Annotated in this window: 18 protein-coding genes and 1 pseudogene; 17 read left to right on the forward strand and 2 right to left on the reverse strand. The window is 38.6% G+C overall.

From position 1 onward, the window contains the following. The 3 genes from LRL21_RS42760 to LRL21_RS42770 all read left to right on the forward strand — a co-directional run. Positions 1 to 237, forward strand: a 237-nt coding sequence (locus LRL21_RS42760) for an NUDIX hydrolase (protein ID WP_476703996.1), incomplete at its 5' end; no start/stop codon positions are given. A gap of 81 nt (positions 238 to 318) precedes the next feature. Beyond that, the gene (locus LRL21_RS42765) at positions 319 to 573 is read left to right on the forward strand and encodes a hypothetical protein (RefSeq protein WP_240421853.1); all 255 of its coding nucleotides are present in this window, start codon (positions 319 to 321) and stop codon (positions 571 to 573) included. A 267-nt stretch (positions 574 to 840) separates the two neighbouring features. Next, entirely contained in the window at positions 841 to 1,320 is a 480-nt protein-coding gene (locus tag LRL21_RS42770; RefSeq protein WP_240421854.1) for an SMI1/KNR4 family protein, read from the forward strand. A gap of 81 nt (positions 1,321 to 1,401) precedes the next feature. Here LRL21_RS42770 and catA read toward each other — a convergent pair. Then, positions 1,402 to 2,124: pseudogene (gene catA / locus LRL21_RS42775) on the reverse strand (type A chloramphenicol O-acetyltransferase). 312 nt (positions 2,125 to 2,436) lie between these two features. Here catA and LRL21_RS42780 point away from each other — a divergent pair. The 5 genes from LRL21_RS42780 to LRL21_RS42800 all read left to right on the forward strand — a co-directional run bounded on the left by LRL21_RS42780 (position 2,437) and on the right by LRL21_RS42800 (position 5,810). Then, positions 2,437 to 2,901 (forward strand): GNAT family N-acetyltransferase, encoded by a 465-nt coding sequence (locus LRL21_RS42780; protein WP_275901183.1) that lies wholly within the window; start codon positions 2,437 to 2,439, stop codon positions 2,899 to 2,901. A gap of 210 nt (positions 2,902 to 3,111) precedes the next feature. Further along, the gene (locus tag LRL21_RS42785) at positions 3,112 to 3,858 is read left to right on the forward strand and encodes a tyrosine-type recombinase/integrase (RefSeq protein ID WP_275901184.1); all 747 of its coding nucleotides are present in this window, start codon (positions 3,112 to 3,114) and stop codon (positions 3,856 to 3,858) included. Between the two features lie 167 nt (positions 3,859 to 4,025). Continuing rightward, positions 4,026 to 4,523, forward strand: a complete 498-nt coding sequence (locus LRL21_RS42790; protein ID WP_240421856.1) for a 2,4'-dihydroxyacetophenone dioxygenase family protein — start codon at positions 4,026 to 4,028, stop codon at positions 4,521 to 4,523. A gap of 191 nt (positions 4,524 to 4,714) precedes the next feature. After that, complete coding sequence (locus LRL21_RS42795) at positions 4,715 to 5,167, forward strand: GNAT family N-acetyltransferase (RefSeq protein WP_240421857.1); 453 nt, start codon at positions 4,715 to 4,717, stop codon at positions 5,165 to 5,167. Positions 5,168 to 5,351: 184 nt separating this feature from the next. Beyond that, positions 5,352 to 5,810, forward strand: a complete 459-nt coding sequence (locus tag LRL21_RS42800) for an NUDIX domain-containing protein (protein ID WP_240421858.1) — start codon at positions 5,352 to 5,354, stop codon at positions 5,808 to 5,810. 391 nt (positions 5,811 to 6,201) lie between these two features. On the opposite strand, the gene LRL21_RS42805 is transcribed toward LRL21_RS42800, so the two are convergent. Further along, the gene (locus tag LRL21_RS42805; protein ID WP_240421859.1) at positions 6,202 to 6,828 is read right to left on the reverse strand and encodes a hypothetical protein; all 627 of its coding nucleotides are present in this window, start codon (positions 6,826 to 6,828) and stop codon (positions 6,202 to 6,204) included. Positions 6,829 to 7,146: 318 nt separating this feature from the next. Here LRL21_RS42805 and LRL21_RS42810 point away from each other — a divergent pair, with 318 nt between their 5' ends. The 9 genes from LRL21_RS42810 to LRL21_RS42845 all read left to right on the forward strand — a co-directional run bounded on the left by LRL21_RS42810 (position 7,147) and on the right by LRL21_RS42845 (position 21,055). Further along, positions 7,147 to 7,542 (forward strand): hypothetical protein, encoded by a 396-nt coding sequence (locus tag LRL21_RS42810; protein WP_240421860.1) that lies wholly within the window; start codon positions 7,147 to 7,149, stop codon positions 7,540 to 7,542. A gap of 73 nt (positions 7,543 to 7,615) precedes the next feature. Next, positions 7,616 to 7,918: a PrgI family protein gene (locus LRL21_RS47130; RefSeq protein ID WP_420832566.1), complete on the forward strand. Its 303-nt coding sequence runs from the start codon at positions 7,616 to 7,618 to the stop codon at positions 7,916 to 7,918. 20 nt (positions 7,919 to 7,938) lie between these two features. Next, the gene (locus tag LRL21_RS42815; protein WP_240421861.1) at positions 7,939 to 8,778 is read left to right on the forward strand and encodes a hypothetical protein; all 840 of its coding nucleotides are present in this window, start codon (positions 7,939 to 7,941) and stop codon (positions 8,776 to 8,778) included. Then, the gene (locus LRL21_RS42820; RefSeq protein ID WP_240421862.1) at positions 8,775 to 10,895 is read left to right on the forward strand and encodes a VirB4 family type IV secretion system protein; all 2,121 of its coding nucleotides are present in this window, start codon (positions 8,775 to 8,777) and stop codon (positions 10,893 to 10,895) included. Before LRL21_RS42815 ends, LRL21_RS42820 begins: the two co-directional genes overlap by 4 nt. Then, positions 10,892 to 13,093, forward strand: coding sequence for a hypothetical protein (locus LRL21_RS42825; protein WP_240421863.1), 2,202 nt, complete (start codon positions 10,892 to 10,894; stop codon positions 13,091 to 13,093). The genes LRL21_RS42820 and LRL21_RS42825 overlap by 4 nt, the downstream gene beginning before the upstream one ends. 49 nt (positions 13,094 to 13,142) lie before the next feature. Then, positions 13,143 to 15,059, forward strand: a complete 1,917-nt coding sequence (locus tag LRL21_RS42830; RefSeq protein WP_240421864.1) for a glucosaminidase domain-containing protein — start codon at positions 13,143 to 13,145, stop codon at positions 15,057 to 15,059. A 23-nt stretch (positions 15,060 to 15,082) separates the two neighbouring features. After that, on the forward strand, positions 15,083 to 15,625 hold the full coding sequence (locus LRL21_RS42835; protein WP_240421865.1) for a hypothetical protein: 543 nt from the start codon (positions 15,083 to 15,085) through the stop codon (positions 15,623 to 15,625). Positions 15,626 to 16,216: 591 nt separating this feature from the next. Beyond that, positions 16,217 to 19,177 (forward strand): cadherin-like beta sandwich domain-containing protein, encoded by a 2,961-nt coding sequence (locus LRL21_RS42840; protein ID WP_240421866.1) that lies wholly within the window; start codon positions 16,217 to 16,219, stop codon positions 19,175 to 19,177. A gap of 6 nt (positions 19,178 to 19,183) precedes the next feature. Beyond that, a complete protein-coding gene (locus LRL21_RS42845) occupies positions 19,184 to 21,055 on the forward strand; it encodes an S-layer homology domain-containing protein (RefSeq protein ID WP_240421867.1) in 1,872 nt (623 codons plus the stop codon). The last annotated feature ends 1 nt before the right edge of the window (position 21,056 follow it).

A 21,056-nucleotide genomic window follows, 5' to 3' on the forward strand; every position in this document is an offset into this window, starting at 1 on the left:
GGGATGCAGGTTCAAGTAGGTCGTTATATTGGGTGTGCTCGAAGATATTTTTACTCCACAAACGAATTCAAATATTATCTTAGTGAAGGTCATTTTTATCAATGTGATATAGGTGAGCAAACAGGTAGTCCAACAGAAGAAGACCATTATTTGCGATGGATTGAACCAGCTAAAGCTATTAAGAGCTTATTCCATGAACACCAAAGTTGGGCAGTAGTGAAAGCATTACACGATTGAACTAACGAGCACGAAGACCGATAACTATTATATGAGCAATGAAAGTAATTATAGATCGCGTTATTGTAGGAGGCGATTTTGGTGCAATGGTTGGCAGTGGCAGTGGGTATATTAGGTTTATTATTAAGTTTTATTATGACGTGGAAACGTGAAGGAATCATCCAAGCTATTTTGAATCTAATATGCTTCACAGGGTTCATGTTTGCTGTAATCAATCCTTTTACAAATACCTTCCACAGCACTCTGTTCATTCCTGCCTTGTCCATCGCAATTATTTCCAGTATTGTCTCGTTTTGTTTATGGTTGAGAGCCGAAAAACAAAAACGGGACACGTAGTTCATCACTCGAACTCCGTTCGGTTTCGATATTACGAACGGGTACGATAGTTGAATCTTCAACCAGAACGAGGCTGCCTGCATGATCGGCAGCCTTTCGCTCACCTAACTGGCAGTAGAGCGTGGAGGAAGCCAGTTACAAAAATTGAAGGATTGGGCAGTTTATCAAAGCGGGAAATTAAAAAATTGAGAGAAATGTTTTAAAGGAGATTAATAAACGGGAATAGAATACAGCTTCTATCTATAAAAAAGGGATGGAGGATATCCTATGCATATCGTTTGGAATTTTCCTGGAGAAATGATTACACGGGGAGAAGTAATTGAACTTGAAAAAAAGTTGAATGTGAAGTTTCCAGAAGACTATATATCACAAATTTTAGTCAATAACGGTGGAATACCTGATCCAAGTCAACTCGATTTCTATGGAAGAAAAGGTAAAACACTTGGTGAATTATTTTGTATTAATGATGTAGGCAGCGCAAATATTCATAAAATGTATAATGGCTCGCGTGATGTATTACCTATGAGTATTGTACCCATTGCTGCCGATGCGGGTGGTAACTATTATTGCTTCGATTATATAAACGGAGCAGATCCTTCGATAGTATATTGGAATCAAGATGAATGCTATCCAGCGGATGATGTAACTCCAGAACAGTTAAAAACCAAACCACTGGAAGCATGGCAAAGAGAAGCAATTACTCCCGCATGCAATACATTTACTGAACTTTTACAAATGCTATATTGATGAATTGAATAACGCAGAACGTTACTTCAATAAACTACAAATTGAGGCTGCCGCCGCGAAAACGAGTGGCAGCCTATTAAGCTAAGGGCAGTTTAACGACATTAGAAAACCGACTGTATAAAGGACAGTCGGTTATGTTTCATATTATACAATTTATAAAATCCAACCATCAGGGTTATCTGCCAATGCCTGAACAGAGTTCATAAACAATCCTGCATGGTAACCATCACAAACAGAGTGATGGACTTGTAAAGATAACGGTAAGTACTTTGAATCACCTTTATTAATGAATTTTCCTGCGGTAATAATGGGTAGAAGATAATTACTGTTATTATTAATATTTAAGTTAAATCCAGTAAAAGAAGTCCATGGGATAATAGAAATAGAAAAAATATTTTCAGGTATTGGTTGTTTAGGGAACAATTTCCCTAAACCATTAAAATTTTCTACATCAGAAAGGTAAAAATCATAAAACTCTTTGAAATCATTCTTTGCAGTAGTCCAAATACCAGAGAATGATTCAGATACACTATCAAAAATCGTATAAAGTGGGTCTAACTTATCCCAATAACCTAAATCTCCCTCACTATTGTAACCAGTTCTAAAAGCAGTATTTGAGTTTATCACACTTGTCACTAAGAAAATAAATACTGGATAAAACTTATATCTTTTTTGTTTTATTTGTAGATATAAATCACTAATATTAATTTCTGTGGTTATGCTAAAAGTCGTATGTTGGTTCAAATAATGATTAAATATCTCTTTTCTCTTCCAATTATCAAAATCAATTTTATTAAAGTTCATTTGATATGCCTCCTAAATTTTTTCTAAAGTGAATTTAGGAGGCTGATTTGTCTGCTTTCTTCATTAGAACCATTCCTTTTAAAGAAGTCTATTCTATTGTATCATAAATAGCTATTTTAAAAACAACCACTCCTTTCAACTTCGTGCACTCAACGAACGGGCACGATAGCGGAACAGCGGATGCCGATACATCCGTTTTTTTCGCTGACGGGCAGGAGTGTTTAATCATTTGACGAATATTTGCAAGGAAGATGGGATGAGGTTTGAAGACGAGAGTAAAGAAGTTCTATCCACGAGAGAGGGGAATACTTATTGCTGCAGAGATACATTAGTGCGGACCAGGATCAATTGGAAGACTTTATGAAAACTATGTATGTTTCCAGAGGATATGTCTTTGATCCTGGAGGGCCGCATTCAGATATTAGAAGTATTGAACTGCTATATTTTGAGACGGGAGGCGGATTCTGGTTATTGAAGGAAGAACAGAGCGTTATTGGGACTATTGGTTTAAAGGGTATTGATTCTGAAAACAGAATCGGTGAAATAAAGAGGTTCTTCGTCTTACCTGAATATCAAGATAAGGGTTACGGTAAAAGCATGATGAGCCAAATAATAGAATTTGCAAGACAAGCTGGATTAATAAAGCTGAGATTGGATACTGAGAAACAATCTTATAAAGCGATGTCAGTGTTTCGAAGTTTTGGCTTTTATGAGATACCAAAATACAATGATAATGATATTGCTGAAATATTTATGGAATTATCCATTGTGTCATAACGAACTCAATCAATATACATTCAGCTAACAGGAAACGCTAGTTCAATCCAACAGTTTAAAACCTCTCATTAGATGAAACCCTAGATTTAATAGGATTAATGGGGAGGTTTTATTATTTATATAAGTCAATTGTGGAAGCTGTATGAAGCCGATAAGCGGATCCAGGGATTCAGTCCAAACACGCTTAAAGCCTACGCCCTGCAACTAAAAATGCTGGTTAATGAACTTGGGGATATAATTATTTCAGATGTTACTCTACAGCTTTTAAAAGAATACTTAGCAAAGCAATCTGATCGATTGAAGCCAAGCAGTTTAGGACATCGTATCCGTTTTGTTAGATCTTTGTTTCGCTTTGCATACGAAGAAACTTACCTGACCTCAAACCCTTCTTTAAAATTAAAAGAACCCAAGATGGAAAAGCGTATTCCAAAGTTTTTAATCGAGGAAGATGTTATTCATTTGAAGATCTCTTGTCTATCGGTGCGAGAACGAGCTCTTTTAGAGTTCCTGTACAGCACCGGTTGCCGGGTTGGAGAAGTACAAAAGATAAACATTGAAGATTTGAACTGGGAGAATCGCTCTGCAATAGTTAATGGTAAGGGATCCAAGCAGAGAGAAGTTTATTTCACTACCGAATGCAAGGTATGGTTGAAAAAGTACCTGGCAAGTCGCGAAGACTCCTGTAAAGCCTTGTTTGTAACAGATACCCACCCAACTCGACGGATGGCCATTACGACAATCAGGTGGTCATTAAAACGGCTTGCAGATCGTGGAGAGGTCGAAACTAATGTGTATCCGCAACGCTTTCGCCATACCTATGCATGCCAGTTGCTGGACAACGGAGCACCTTTGGATTTCATTCAAGGCATGCTGGGGCATGAGAAAGCATCGACCACTCAAATATATGCTCAACTTCGCGGCGAGCGACGACGAGAACTTTATCGTCGTTTCTTTTAGACTTTGACAGCCCCCTCTAAGTAATGGCTGTTGGTTCAGAATATTAGCCGTCGTTACTAAACTAAAGGGGCAGTTTAACATGAAGACACAGATGGAAATAAAGGGAAAACTAGGGCTGTTTTCGAATAATAATAATAACTTAACTAAATTGAATGAAGGTGCCTCCAATGAATTCCTTAATTGAAGAATCAGTTATAAAACTCGCAGAGAAATTTCAGTTGCCAGAGCGTATTGTGAACATTGAAGATCTACCTTGGGTTCCGTTCACTCATAATCACTCTTGCTATTTCAAACCTTTACGTTTTGATCTAAACACTGGAACGTGGATTTACTTATTTAAGATTAAGAGTAATCAGATATTGGGAAGACACAGACACACTGGTGGATCAGTAATTGGCTATAATATTCAGGGTAAGTGGAGATATGAAGGGAGAGAATGGGTTGCTATACCGGGAACCTTTATATTTGAGCCACCAGGTGACATTCATACGCTTATAACTGAAGACGAAGAAGTTGTAACTCTATTTATGTTGGGGGGCTCACTACAGTATTTTGATGAGAACGATCAAATAATTGGGCAAGACGACATTTATACCGTCCTGAATAAATATAGAGTTTATTGTGAATTACATGGGATTGAAACTAGAGATGACCTGATTTATTAGGGTCTAGGTACATATACTCCATTGAGCTATCGGAACACGATAATTAGTGCCATCAAGGATGCCTCGCGGAAACCGTTTTCTCAGGTACAGTTAGGATAGTTAAATGAGGAAATTTTTGGGAGAAGAATAAGAAGTAGGACAACTCATTGATCTGGCACGATAACGGAAAAATAAAATATAGGGGGATTTTCGTGAATGTTAGAAGTATCCGTAAAGGTGATTCCACTAGAATACTTAGATTAGTTGAGCAATGTGGTCCATATGTGGCACCACACAACCTGTATGTGTACTGGATGCTTGAAAAATATTATGCATCAACATGTAAAATTATAGAAAATGACAGCGATATAATAGGGTTTGTAAGTGGTATGCCGAGTGTGGATAACCATTCATTGTTTATTTGGCAAATTTGTATTCATAATGAATATAGAAACCAAGGAATTGCAACCTTATTGTTGGATTCATCATTACATAGTGCAAGAGAGTTGGGATATGTATTCATGGAATTATCAATTTCGAAAGGCAATATTGCTAGTCAGATGTTTTTTGATAAATATGCTCAAACGAAACAAATTGCAAGTGTTGAAAAGCTTGAACAAGACATTGGAAATACAACAGAGATAATATATAAATACAGACTATAAGGAGGCACCAGCGATAAAGTTAACTTCAAATATTGGCACTTCGCTCAGCTAACGCACACTATAGTCTCTAAACAATTTAGACGTGGCTGCCAGCAAGAATCGGCAGCCGCGTTGTGCTAACAGGCAGTTATGTTCAATAGTCACCTTCAACTCATGGTACAATTTAGGTGAAGGAGGGCTTAATTTGACAGCTATTATTAATAAAAATGGTTATCAGTTTTTAGAGTGCATTTCATTGAATGAACATGAATTAATACACTACTCACCGTTGGCAGGTTCATACGCCGTGGTTAGATTCGACAGTAAGTATCTTATTTGTTTTAATACTTGGAGATTACAGTGGGAAGTACCTGCTGGAGGAAGAGATGACGGTGAAACAGCAAAAGAATGCGCTATTCGGGAGCTTTTTGAGGAAACAGGGCAGGTTGTTCAAGATATGGATTTTAAGGGTCTCCTGAAGGTTAGGAAACCAGATGGAGCAATAAAGTATAATCCAATATATTATACTGAAGTGGATTATATTGTCCCGTTTAAAGAAAACGAGGAGACAGACAAAATTTTATTTTGGAACTTAACCAATGATGTTGGCTATATTGATGAAGTTGACGAGGCAGTTCTTCAATGGTGTGAGTCATTGCGTTAACGGAGAACGTTAGTGGAATTGAAACCAGCAGCCAGTCTAAGACTTTATTTTTCAAGTCTTGGTTCGCTGCTGTTTTTTTTATGGATCAGTCTAAAACTTATTCTTCAAAAACTATCAATTTTCCAGCTGAAAAACCGCGTCAAATCAACAACTCCAGTCTATCCTGAAATAACTGTATCTCATCATCTGATAGTGCCGCGTTAGCGGCATGAGCGTCTAATACTATATTTTCATCAAACAAAAACAGGATGCAAAGGTAATAAACAGCGAAAAGACGATCGATGCTCCTCATTAGGGGACATCGATCGTCTTTCTTTCATGCCTTGTAGTTGCTCTATCAAAACCAAGAATTCATTAGTGGTCTCCTATTTTGTAATGTTAAAATCGAAATTCATGCCACATCTTGGGTCAAGTTTTGCAAGTCTAATTTAACTTTAGTAACAGCTCTTCTAACAGGAATTCCAACATATACCCAGGCCATAGCAGTCTTTATATGGCTTTCCTCAATCAGGTAATTCTGAATATAATTCACATCTGTTATATCAAGCTTATCTAAAAAAAAGGCTATATCAACTTTCGAATATTGATCAACCTTTGAGGATTTAGCCATTATATAAATTATATGTGATGGTTCTTTTTTTAGTGTCAACAAGTATATGGGATTTCTTCTTAGATTCAATTCCCAGATAGAGGCTGTAACCAGATAAATTATTGTGAAAATAATTAAAATCCCTACACAAAATCCCATTCCAATATCTTGTTCCATACCTTTGTCAATTAACCAATGCTCCCCGATCATCCCTATACTGGCGAGGAACCTCGAAATGGCTGGACTAGCAAAAAAAATAGGAAGATATAAAATTATCGTAGCAGCAATCATGGTAGATAAAATCAGCCATACACGTGAAATATACCTTGATAAACCGTAGATAATAATTACTGAAAACAGTAAAACTACTGGAACATCTGATTTATAATTTATAGATGAGAGAAAGTATTCAATAATTGGATCAAACATATTTACTCCTCACTTTCAAAATAAATATTTTATCAATACTTACGATCATTATATAGCTTTCCATAAAATAGTTCAATATCATAATATAATCCTAATATTACTTTCCGATAATTCGTTGTTGCCAGATATAGCAAGATTCGATAAAATAGAACATAGCAACAAATAATGCATGAGCGATCTGGTTGAGGTTCAACCATAATATTAAGAGCGGAAGACGCAAAACTAAACCCAATGGGTTTAGTTTTGCGTTTTTTTTTGCGAGGAGGTGCAGAGTTTTCCGCTCATGAGAAAAAAGTATACCCAGGAGGGCTGCGGAGAATGGCTAAAAGTAAAAACTTAATAAGAAAAAGTTCATCTTATCTTTTAGTATTTGTATTAATGTTTTCATTCTTAACATTTGGTAGTTTTGTAGGTGTTGATCAAGTTCATGCCACTGATTTTAAAACTGGTGCAACAGTGGGTAATGGAGGCACAGGGCAAGTAACAGAAATTACTTCAACTTTAAAAGAATGGATTCTGGTTTTAAGGATTATAGGAGCTGTAATTGCCGTAGCAGGAGCCGTTATTGGAGCTATCATGTTTTCTGTATCACTAGGTAATGCTCAAAACCGGGCAAAAGGTACAGCAGCTATGTTAGCAGCAATTGTAGGAATTATTATTATTGCTAAAGCACCTTCCTTAGCTGATTACTTTATTACAAAAGCGGGAACATAATTATTTTATCAAAGACCTCTACCACTTGTAGAGGTCTTTGATAAATAGGGGGAGACTTACAGTGAGAGCCATAATGCCTTTCGATACGGAAAAAGAACGAAGACCTATTAAACTATATGATTGGAGCTTCTCTTGGCGGCAAACCGCTTATTTTGGAGGAGCTCTCATGACACTTATTCAATCTTGTCAATTTGTTTATGTGGATTCTTTAGGTTTCGTCATTAATATCATATTTTGGTTAATGTGTATCCCTCTTGTTATACCTTTTATCTATTTCGCGATGTTTAAAAGTTCGCAAACCGGACATTACATGGATCGGCATTTATGGTATAGAATCCGGCATAAAAAAACACAAAGTGGAGTTTGGAGAGGATAGATAATATGTGGGATATAATAATGTATTTGGGAATTGGGTTATGTGCTTACTTTCTTTATCGAGGATTGAATAACAAACCTATCATTCCCGGCTTGGCAGGAAAAAAAAAGAAAGATATCAATAAACGGCAAGTTTCATATCAAGCCAAAGAAATAAAAGGTTCCTTCAATGACCTTATCGGGATAAAGCAGGTTTTTGGAAATCTTTTTGAATTGAAATCTGATAATAAAGACGTCCGAAAGTTCGTTGGTTCCGTGCGATGCGAGCCGATAAACTACGCTCTTCGATCCTATGAAGAACAAGCAGAGACCGATCGGGCTTATGAACATCTTTTGGCAAGTCTCTCATTGGGTCCCGGTCGTGAAGTGAAAATAGCAACTCATCTACATTCTCGTCCGATTGAATTAGTAGATCAAATGAAATTGTATACTGATAACTTTCCAAATCTGGATCCAATCGCACAGCGTTATGCTCAATCCATGTTCTTTCCATTTATGGATACATGGCAAAAATCAGTAGAAGAATATGATTATGCTCGTTATTTTCTTGTCATGTTGGACTACACAGAGAAGATGATCGAAGATATGGATGAAGAGTCGATTCTCATAAAGGTTAGAAATGAGTTTGGTCGCCTTGGAAGTAATATTATTAGCAATTATGGAAAAATGGGCGGATATTCTGAGGTTTGTCAACAACGTCAACTCTATGAGGCTATGTATTTTGCAACTCATAAAAAAACAGCAAGTATCAACAATTTCCGTAGATTATTTGAAAGGGAGAACCCTTTGTCCCAATTTGCGCTAAGTGATTATTCGCGTGATTCTTATCGTTATCTTGAAGAAGAGGAGAAAACAGGATGAAATTTAAGCTTCCCTTCAAGTGGATAAATAAAAAGCAAAGAGAACAACATGAACAAGAGCAGGAATTAGAGCAAAAAACAAATTTAGAAGATGAAAGATTTGATGTTAAAAAATCATCATTTTTTGATCTCATTCGATTAAATGGACATGAAATTCCTTCAAACATAAGAGATATTGGTTATCAAAGTGAAGGTGCAGTAGGTGATTATCCTTTCCGTTCATTTCTCTTAGAGTTTGGACCAACCAATCTTACAACAGGTTCTTTAGATACATTATATCGGGCTGGTGCAGTCAACGTCACATTTTATATGACAAAACTAACAAAAAGCCAAGCAGTTCGGACTTATAAGTCCGCAGCCACTGACGAGGGGGCTCGCTTGGTAAATATGTTGAAAAGCGGTAATGATCTGGAGGCAGCGGACGCTGAAAAATCGATGCAGCAGGCAAGAAGATTACTTGAAGAAATATCCGACGGGTACAATGATGGTTTTTTGGGATCTTGTGTAGCTACAGTCTATGCTCCCGATGAAAAAACACTCGACAATATCGGTATGATCATTCAGGACGACCTGATAGGCATGGATCACAATCTTCGAGTTCTTTACGATCGACAGAGGGATGGTTGGCTATCAACTTTACCTACAGGAAATAACCGATTAAACGAACGAGGAGACCGTAGATTTTTTGACAGATCTGCGCTGGTCGCTGCCTCACCATTCTATTCAAGCAAAATTCCCTTTACAGGCGGGGTACCTCTCGGTGTCAACAAGCATGTGTACACGATGGAATTTCTAAACGTTTTTGCTCCATACCTGGACTCTTATACTTCTCTAATAGTGGGTGCCTCAGGTTCTGGTAAAAGCTTTAGTAGTAAGCACATAACAGCTACTCAAGTGCTCCTGGGGTATCGAATTTTTTCCATTGATCCAGATGGTGAGAATGGACCTATCTGCCGCCTTATGGGTGGAAGAGAAGTAGAAATTCGCGAAGGAAGCGATGTTTGTATTAATGTATGTGCGATTACCGAAGAAGAAGTGGAGATTACTCTTGCAAATGGTCGACGCGTAAATAAAGTAATAGTTCCTATTGGGTCTAAAATCGGACAGCTGCTGAAATTTTATGACAAGCTGGCAGGAGGCCTATCTTCTGAAGAAAAATCGATTGTAAAAAAAGCAATTGTTGATGTATTCAGTGATTTCGGCATTACAGAGAATCCAGATACACTTTATGAAATTGAAAAGATAGCATTTCGGCTGGAATCAGGTGGAATCGATTATCGTAAAAAAAGAAAGCTAGAAATTACTTTAAGTGATATTTATAAGCGCATCATGAGAAATTGTACCGTTAATCCAAATTATGCCAATTTAACCTATGAGTCATTATCTGATGAATTTGCTAATCGATTGCTGAAAGTTTTACGAGGTTTTCTTAATGATTATCCAGATGGCAAACTCTTGGATGGGCAAAACAACTTCGGCGATGGCAAAGCCGTTGATAATATGCTAGATGAAGTATGTTGGATCAATTTCAATATCAAGCCAATCGAAGGTAGCGACATCTATGACCTCATGAATTACGTAATCACAACCCTTGGATGGGAGTATTTTATTAAGCGTCCATCCTTAAGAAAGTATCGTAAACGCTTGAAGCTGGAAGAAGCATGGAGACAAAAACGGATACCAGGAGGAATGGAGTTTGTTGAAGACATGGGGCGACGAAGCCGTAAATATAATGCGGGGATAGATATTATTACACAGGATCTTATGCCGTTCCTTGATGACCCTAATGGAATTGCTGTCGTTAAAAATGCAACATCAGCGTTATTTTTAAGAATGGGACAAATCTCTTTTGAAGAAAAACAAACATTAAAATCTATATTCAATTTCTCAGAAGGTGAACTGGATATTATTTGTCGACGGCCTCCTGAATCATCAAAGGATGATAGTAAGGGTGAAGGCATACTACGAGTCGGAGGGAGTTCAGCTTACATTAAGGTCACTGTTTCGGATGAAATGCGTAAATTCATTGATACAGATCCGGATTATCTGCAGAAGCATGGTCTGCTACCAGAAATGGATCTTGAAGGTGATTTAGATCTAGGTGGTGTTATTTTATGATGTCCAAACGTAAATTAATTTTTTTATTACTCCTTTTTGTATTACTAGCAGGTGCATTCTTACCTACTACAACGGTAATGGCTGGCCCACTCACGGGTATGAGTCAGAACCATTACCTGGAAACGGACCCTTGGTATGCTAAACCTATACTCTGGATTCTCGATAAAATCTTATCGGTATTTGGAGGCATCCATGATCCGGGGGATCACGTGTTTTATCAATCATGCTTCAAAGACGAAACAGGCTGTGGAAATAAGAAACTCGGAATGTATACAGAAGATAATTATAACCATGTCATTCGTAGGGGATTTGCGCTTTTTTCTATAGCTATGGCATTTATTGTTACGGCTGCAGTAGTCAAGGCTGGAATGCTATATTCGATGACTCCCCTATCATCAACATTAAAAATTGAAACAACTGAAACGTTAATAAAAGTCATGGTTGGAATCATTTTGGTCGGTAATTTTTTTACGGTATCAGGAACTTTATTTAAAGGGAATAACATGATCGTTAGTTTGATATATCAAGATATTAAACAGCCTATCGATCTTTCAGCCTATGGGCCCGATCTAAATGGGTCTATGACTTCCAGAATACCTGAAGGTGATCGAATTGTTCTACGGGATTTTGCAACTGAACAAAGCGGTTTAGGCAAATTAATCGTTTCGTTTGCAACAAGAGGTGTTGCAATCTGGTGGGAGGTTTTTTACTTACAGCGTTTTTTAGTTATTTCACTTTTGCTTGTTTTGGCTCCCTTTTGGATTGCAATGATGTTTTATCCAATGCTGCAGGGGATCACTATGGCAGCTTTCAAAGAATTATGGTCACAGATCGTCGCACAAGCGATACATGCCGGTCTTTTTTGGCTCTTTTTCAATTTATTTGATACCAATCTTGGCTGGTTTCATGTAACAGTAGCCATGGCCCTATTTATCCCCATATCTGAATCCGTCCGGTTTATTTTCGGAGCAACGAGCCAAACCGGGTCAAAACTCTCCATGGTTGGCACAGCAGCTGGTATGGGTGCTTTCCTTCACATGGGAAGAGCTGCTCAAGATGTAATAGGTGGTTTATCAACTGTAAAAAACAGCGCTTCAGCTGGTAAAGGTGCGCCTGAATCAGGAAATCGAGGATCCTCAGCTGGAGGTAGTTCTGTAATGTCACAAGTTGGTGGAATGGCAGGCATGAGTGGAGGTTCTGCATCAGGTGGCTCTTGGGGTTCCAATGCCCCGGCAGCTAACTCGTTTGCATCTCGTTTACGAACGGGCGGGGAGTTAGTAGGTGCTTTTAGTAAAGGTGGGATGCGTTTTGCTGGTGCAGCAATGGGTACTGGTCTTGGACCTGCTGGTCAATTCGTTATGGCTGAAGCAGGAGCAGCTGCAGGGGAAGCTGTAGGTTATCGTGCTGGAGCCGGTATTGCAGCAGCTGGACAGGGAATGCAATCCTGGATGCGAAATACGCGAGAACATTTTGATGAATCCAATAATCAAAATAGTTCGGAAAATGGAGAATCCTCTCCAAGATTTCAGAATGCTGATCCCGTTACTAAGGCTGTCGTTAAAAATGCACCAATCGTCACTTCCGCAGTATCCTCTGCATTTAAAGGGATGAAAGGTGGGGTAGGTGAACAAAATGATCCTGCCTTGCGTAGAGCGGGTGCAGAGCGAGCATACGGTGCAATTGGTGAAATTGTCGGAGGTAGAGGTGGCTATCAAATTGGTGAAGGATTTGCCCAAAAACTACACGCAGGTAAGCCACTATCTGCTGGAAGTTTTCAACCCAATCAGCAAATTTATACGGTTGAAACACAGGATGGCAGTTTCTTGGCTAGTGAAGAAAAAGGGCAATATGTCAGAATGTCAAACATCGGAAAGGGTAATTCGACATTGAGTAAAGGCCAAGTTGTGGTTAAACCGTATACAGCTCATAAGGAGCATGGGCAGCCTTTTGCTATAAAGCCAATGATGCAGGCATCCGATACTCGTCCTGGAACTTTGGAGGAAGTACCGCCAATGACATTTGATTCAGAAGGCCAATCAATGGTGTATCAGGGCAAAACAACTAATCCGAATGATTATTTAGAAAAAGGTCGCTCAGCGAGTAGTGTAGACCTTCGCAGGCGAAGTGTTAATATTCCCTCTCTTGGAAAGCCTTCAATGCCTTCGACCGAATCAACAAATCCAAGACGGTCAACCTAAGTCATGTTATTGAGAAGGAGGTGAATATCCTGCTTAATAGCAGGGGAATATGAATGGTTTTACTCAAGGGAATATGCAGAATATAGGAAGTACCGCTCGTAATATTTTAAAAGATAAAGTAAAACAAGTTGTAAAAAGAATAATAAAGGAATTATTAAAAAAGCTTGCTAAATTTCTAATTAAATTAATTATGAAATTAATAGCTAAAGCTATCGCAGCTTTAGTTGCCGTTATTGGAATACCAGCAGTTATTTGTATTGTTGTAATTATTATTGTTGGCGGCGCTTTGGTATATATTCGATGGATAGGAGGAGACGACGAAGCATCAATTCAAAAATTTACAGCAGCTTATAATGCCGCTATTGTTTCAACTTCACCATTGGAAGAATATCGGCCGCCTCTGGTCGTGGTTCAAATGATCGATAATATGCGAATAATAAAACTGGGATTAGATCCGGAGGACATCAATCCCAAAGCAATTGCAAATGCACTTAAACCCGACCTCGTTTATAAGAACTTTGTAAATACTCAGACAACTATAAACTATTATACGGATTCAGAAGGAAATACACGTTCCGATGTATACACAAATAACACCACAGTAAGCCTTCTGGTGGAAGCACATGCATGGAACCGTGATGAGACGTTTACCTACTCCCAACAATCGGAAACGAAATCTTATCCATCTACTGTGATTACGACGACTACTTGGGTTAGAAATGCTCCATCCTGCACAAATCCAAGTGTTGCCTCTGGGGGGATATCACCCGCTCCTTCACTCTCAGGGATTGGAACGAAAACACATCCTTTCTTTCAACAATACGGACCACTTGCTCAAGAAGAATCAAGAAGGAGCGGGGTACCGGCAAGTGTTACACTTGCTCAGGCAGTAGAAGAAGGTGGATGGGGTACGAGTGAGTTGGCATCCAAATATTATAATTTTTTTGGTATTAAGAAACATGATTGGACCGGTAATACTGTGCTTATGTGGACTACCGAGGTTATTAACGGTGTTACAAAAAAAGTACAGGCGGAATTTAGAGCATATCCCAATGCAATTGCTGGATTTGCAGACCACACAAAGTTTCTACTTGATAATTCAATTTATGCAATAGCCCTTTCAAAAAAAAATCCATACGAGTTTGCGAATGAAATTCATAGAGCCGGTTATGCCACGAATCCTCAATATAGTACAAATTTAAAGAACCTTATGCACGATTATAATTTGCTGCAGTACGATAAGGATGGTGGAAAGAATCCGGAAACGGGTCAGCCTTGGGAGGATGTTGGTTATGTCCCAGGAAGCACGACTATCGTTCTGGCCAACTGTGGCGTTCCCAATTTCACCAAATTTGATGCTATCTTAATGAAATATTCTTTTAATGTTGATGATGTTGAGCTGGTGTCTGCAGGTATACAAGAAAATGATCCCTCCCGTCTTATGTTGTATGGTTACAACGGAAATTATGGAAGTTCAGTGGGAAGCGGTCCTTTAGTAGGTTCCGATGATGGCTCATACGTAGATGTGCCCCCTGTGATACCTGGTCAAATGATATGGCCAACAACAGCCACAATAGTAACATCAAATTTTGGAATGAGGATCAATCCTACCGATGGAGTAAAAAAACTACATAAAGGTATGGATATCGCACCACTCAATTCCGATACCAGAGATTTTCCTAATATTGCAGCGATGGATGGCATTGTATTAATAGCCGAGTTCTCCACTGATGGATATGGTTATAAAGTGGTCATTGACCACGGTAACGGTCTAAATACTCTATATGCACACATGAAAGCTGGAAGTTTAAAAGTGTCTAAGGGTCAAAAGGTAAAGGCTGGGACTGTATTGGGGACGATGGGACAAACTGGAGATGTGACTGGCCGGCATCTTCATTTCGAGGTTCATGTTAATGATAATCCTGTAAATCCTGCAGCCTATGTAAGTAGAAACGTGGGGAGTTAATTTTGCGAATAATAAAAATTTTTGTGATTATTTGGTTTACAGTATTAGTTTGTATTTTAATTATACCTAAGCTTTTTCATACTCCAGATCACGCAGAGTCTGAACCGTTACCAAAAGCAAAGTCACAAGAATCACAAGAACAATCACAGGTTATAGCAACTATCAGGGAATATGGTGAGGAAGATGGCCCTCTTGTTGGAAAATCAACGGGAACTCGAGAAAAATTACAAGATGTCGTTAATTCATTCTTAAGTTTTATTAATGAAGGTAAACTAGATGAAGCAGGGACTATGATTGATGCAAATTATCTGTTTGATTTAATGGCAAGAGATAGACCGACGAATCAGGGGGTTTATATTCAAGAATATGTTCATTTGTTTGAAGTTGGGGAGTTGAAAAAAGCTAAGATTATCCCTCCTAACGAAATAAGCCGTAACATGAGCTGCAAGGTAGAGATTGAATTAAGGGATGGTCGGATATTAAATTTGATCATTGGACTTTCAGAAATGACAACAGCCCATGATCAGGATAAACAATGGTATTTCAAGGAAATTACAAGGCTATGAAAGAAGGGTGGAGAAAGCATAAAAAGGGAATTAGAAGCTGCCGGTTATTTTGTGCACACGGATTTAGATATTGCTTTTGAACCATTTGATAAATATTGTGCCAAAAGACGTAAACATCTAGAAGGTTGGATGTACATGTACCATGATCGTTACGGCATTCATTATTATAAGCATTCTTGTACTCGTGAGTATTTTGAAATTTCACTTAGTGGTATGAGAGCAGATTCTCTTATATTTCATATTTATAGATGGTTAAGAGGTAAACTGCTACGATAACTATTTAACGCTAATAGTGAAATTACACATCTGTCCAATAAGGGTTTTATCTTTTATGATTATATAGTATTATGAATGGTATAAAACAATATATTTTGAGCGGAAGACGCGATATCACCTCTATGTAGGGGCGATGTCGCGTTTTTTTATTTTTAATATGTTGTCAATTTAATAAAGGTGGGAGATTTTAGTCCCAATATGGAGTAAGGAAGGAGAGTCCTATACTTGACTTAATAATTATTGAAAAAAATCAAACAACGCAGTTAACACTTTATTTTTAACTTACTAACAACCATCTTGCAGGAGGTTACAATTTTGAAATCTATTAAACGGATCATGTCCTTAGTTTTATCTTTTGTGCTGATTGTATCTATAGTTTTAGGCGTCATGCCTTCCCGTAAAGCGGAGGCTGCATTGCCTACATCTATGGAGTGGATTAATAATTCAGATTGGAGTCACATAAACGCTACGCAAGTTACTGACAGTGGTTTTTCTTTATCTACGGCAACAAGTGTAAGTTCTGATGGTAATGTTATTGTATTACCGTTTGCATCCACTTTCAGCTACTATAAAGCAGATACTAATTTGGTTGTTAAAAATGCTTTTAGTTCTGTTAATGGGGCTACAGTCTCTGGTGACGGTACTAAGATAGCATACAACACCTCCAGTCAGATATGGATGATAGATGTTGGCAGCTCGAGTCCTATTCGGGTTAGTGCTACTGGTGATACCATACCTAATGCAAGTTTTAAACTGAATAAAGATGGTTCTAAAGTAGCTTATTCCTTGGCTGCAGCAAACAGTTTAAAGGTTGTTGACACTGCTACACAAACACAAGTATCCCCCAATTTTACTGTGGCAGGGGAAACCATTCAGAGTTTTTTAATGAGCGATAACGGAGATTTAATATTTGTTGCGAGAACTAATGCTTCACCATGGATATTTAAACTAAAGAGGTGGAACGCGGGTTCTGGTTTAACCACTATGCATAACATTACAGTACCCAGTGGTAGTGATTCCTTGTATTTGATCAAGTCATCAATAGATGGAAATAGGTTATTTTATTCTTTGACAACCACAACGCCAACTACAGCCTACAATTATAATGTTTACGACTCAACAACGAATGCGAATACTACATTAAATCTCGGTGCTGATATAGACTTGGCCAGGCTCAATTACTATAATGGATATTTTTCGGATGATGGACGCTATTTTGTATTGGGTGTTCCAATCAATTACCTATATGACCTTAGCAATGGAAACAGAGTTTTACTTGCTCCTGGACTTGGGTTTGGAGGTAAGGCTTCTAGTAATCTTAAGACCTCATATACGAATGATAGTTTAACAGGAGCATTAATAAAGATCGACGGAACTAATTTGTTATCCACTGCGTTTCCTACAACTGTTCCTGAACAACCTAAGACTTTCACTTATTCAAGACCTACTCTAAAGTCCAATTCGGTTGCTTTATCGTGGGGTCATGTGAAAGGTACGGATGGTTATAAACTTAAACGTAATGGATCACTTATTGCTACTTGGAGTGGAACATCGCTACCGAGTGGGGGGGCATCCGGTCAATGGAATTATGCGTATACTTTGGCTGATTTTAAAGATCAAGATACGTTCGAAATTATACCATTCAATAAATTTGGTGACGGTCCAGGCAAACAGCTAACTTTAGTGCCTCCAAACGTACCGGTAGCTTTGGGAAATAAGTTGGTAAACATAGGGGACTGCGTTTTACTAGGTGGTAGACTATGGAACGTTGTTGGTCCCAATTATCTTATTAGCAAGGACGTACTAACAAGTACGGCATATGGCGCATCTTTTGATGTGGCTAATACTGGAAGTGTAGCATACTATCTGAACAATACTTTATACAACACATTTAGTGAGCAGGATAAATCCTATGTTCAATATAAAATGTGGACGATATATCCAGATAATAGCACGACTGCTATCACAACAATTGGAGCCAATATTGGCCTATTAAGTAGCCAAGAGTTTAAAAAGATTTGGAATCTTCCTTTCGTCGGAACAATGCCACAGTGGTTATTGAATCCATCGACGGCTACTGTTGGTTCAAATATTATGACGATAGCAACGGATTCAACAACGGGAAATCAATCCTATTCGTCAGCTGCTCAGGTTAGACCAACGCTGTATGTTAAATCCGGATCTGTAATTTCTTCCGGTAATGGATCCGTAGGAAGTCCTTATGTTATTGGTGGTGTGATAGCTGTAAGTAGTCCCTTAGCCTTGTACCAGACATCAGGGACAGACGACACCATATCCATGTCTTGGAGTAGTGTAGCCGGAGCTAGCGGTTATAGAGCTTATAGGGAGGATACGCTGGTTTATACAGGTACTGACACAAATTTAGTCGATACCGGACTTCCAGCCAGCACGGCTTACACGTACAGTGTAAAAGCATTTACAGGCAGTATTGAAAGTAACCCGACTTACGGCGTGGGGACTACGGCAGCTGTAGGACAAACAGTTCCTGGTTCAAGTACAGGTGGTAATGGGGGCAATGGTTCTGGGGGTGGCACAGGAGGAACACCTTTATCAGAAAACAATTATCTGTCTAACATCGTGGTAAGTGGCGTAACCTTAGACAAGGCGTTTAGTAAGAATATCCTAAATTACTCTTCAGCTAATGATGTATCTTTAAATTCTATTAAGATCAAAGCAACCGCGGAAGATTCAGGATCAACAATAAAGTTAAATGGAAATATCATAGCATCTGGGGTAGATTCGCAAATCATAACACTTACAGGAGGTGCTAATACTTTTGTCTTGACTGTTACGGCTCCTTCAGGTGCGGTTAAAAACTACTCAGTAACTATTAATAAAGTATTGAACACTGTTAAAGATCTGTCTTCTATTGTTGTTGAGGGCACTTCCCTAAACGAACCGTTCAATAAAAACACTTTGACTTATACTGCAGATGTTCCTACAGGAGTTATGAATACAAGAATAACCGTCGGGTCTTACAGTATTTATTCTAATATCGAGATTAATGGGATACCAGTCTACCAGAATATTGCATCTGGTTATTTACCATTATCCATAGGCGATAACATCTTTAGCATTGAAGTTACTGCTCAAGATGGTACAAAGAAAACCTACATAGTAAACGTAAAGAGAGCTGGTTTGTCACCAAACAAGAATCTGTTGTCTGTATTTATGGGATCAGCCCAATTGAATCCTGTGTTTAGTCCTTCAATTACCGAATATTCAACATCAGTACCGCAGACAGATTCCACGTAGTCGATCTTGGCATTCAAAGAGAATGATAATGCATCAATTAAAATCAATAATATTCCAGCTACAAGCGGTGTTTCTTTCGGTCCATTACCTTTACAGCCAGGATTGAATGTAGTTGTTGTTTCAGTTAAAGCACAGGATGGAACAGTCAAGAATTACAATTTCAAGATTACACGTGGCGATGTTGTTTCTCCGCTACCAGATGTTAGTAACCCACCGGTTATTGACTTTAAAGCAACCAATGTTACAAAAACCTCTGTGAAGTTAACTTGGAATGCCATTGCTAATTCCGATTCTTACGAAGTAACAAGAGTTAGTGGATCACCTTCGACGGTAACTGGTGTAACCTACTTCGAGGACTCACAATTAACAGAAGACACTGACCACACTTACACTTTAGTTGCTAAGAATTCTGTAGGCAACTCGATACCGTTGACCATAGTTGTACACACTCTAGGCAGTGCTCCGGCTAAGCCTTCTGGTTTCTCCACATCGGGGGTATACTTCGATTCTGTGGGTCTTCAGTGGGATTTGGTGCACAAAGCTCTTACTTATACTGTAATGCGTAATGTTGCGCAAAAAGTGTATGAAAGTAATCTTACGGTATTCAAGGATCGTACAGTTACAGAAATAACTTATTATGACTATGCTTTAACTGCAAAGAATGCTTATGGGGTAAGTGAAGCTGTTTACTTGCGTGTTCAAACTCCAGCGGCCCCTCTTATGACTGTATCTGAACCGATTATTGCAAAAGGTAAAGTTTACTTCGAATTTGACGTTATAGAAAATGCATCTGAATATCACTTAAATCGTAATCCTCACTGGGCTTTCATTAAAAACCCAGATGGGACATACCATGTAACTTACGATAATGCTGTTACTGGCGAAAAGAAAGATTTGGGTAACGTATCAATGAAAGGCAACAAGATTCCTTTTTATGAGGAAGGCTTGGATGCAGGTGATTATTCTTACAAAATCAAAGCTGTTGTTACAAATCCTGATGGTTCAACATCAGTAACTCCAGAAATCGATGTAAATACTACTGTAACTGAAGGTGCGACGACACCTCCTGGTACTGGAACACCCGAAATCGGAGCACCTGATACCGGAACGAGTAATGGTAATGGTAATGGTGGATCTGGAGGAAGCTTTGGCGGTTCTTACGGTGGCGGTAGCGGCGGCGGCATTTCTGCTCCTAACACTGCCAAAGTAGACGTACCTATTTATGATCCAAATGCATCTCCTGCTGGAGATAAAGGGTACGGTTGGTCAGTCGGTTTAATTCCTTTCACTGAAGTACTTCCAACACAAGGGAAATTCAGTGATATCGCGGACCACTGGTGCCGCGAATGCATTGAAAAATTGTTGACACTAAATGTAGTTAATGGGCAAACGGATACATTGTTTTACCCTGAATCACAGGTGACTAGAGCTGAATTTACTGCTATGGTCATCAGAGCTTTAGATTTACAGGCAGAATATGCGGATGAAGTTTTTAATGACGTTACTACGGATAACTGGTTTAGTTCAGTTGTTAATATCGCGGTTAAATACGGCATTGTTGAAGGGGTAGCAGAAAAGAAATTCGATCCAGGAGCTTTAGTTACTCGTCAAGAAATGGCAACGATACTGGCTCGTGTTCTGGTCAAGTATAAACCTTCATTTTCTATTGCAGAAGACAAAGCTGCTTATATACTTTCGAAGTTTAACGATTCTACTGACATCTCTGATTGGGCTTATACACAATCCGCTATCATGGTAGCTGCTCATTTAATATCAGGAAGAACAGAAACTCATTTTGTACCAAAAGATGGTGGAACTCGTGCGGAATCCGCAAAGCTGATTTGCGGATTACTAAGCGAGATCACACAGAGTCTCTAAT

The organism is Paenibacillus periandrae (genome assembly GCF_022458865.1).
Taxonomy (GTDB): Bacteria; Bacillota; Bacilli; order Paenibacillales; family NBRC-103111; genus Paenibacillus_S; species Paenibacillus_S periandrae.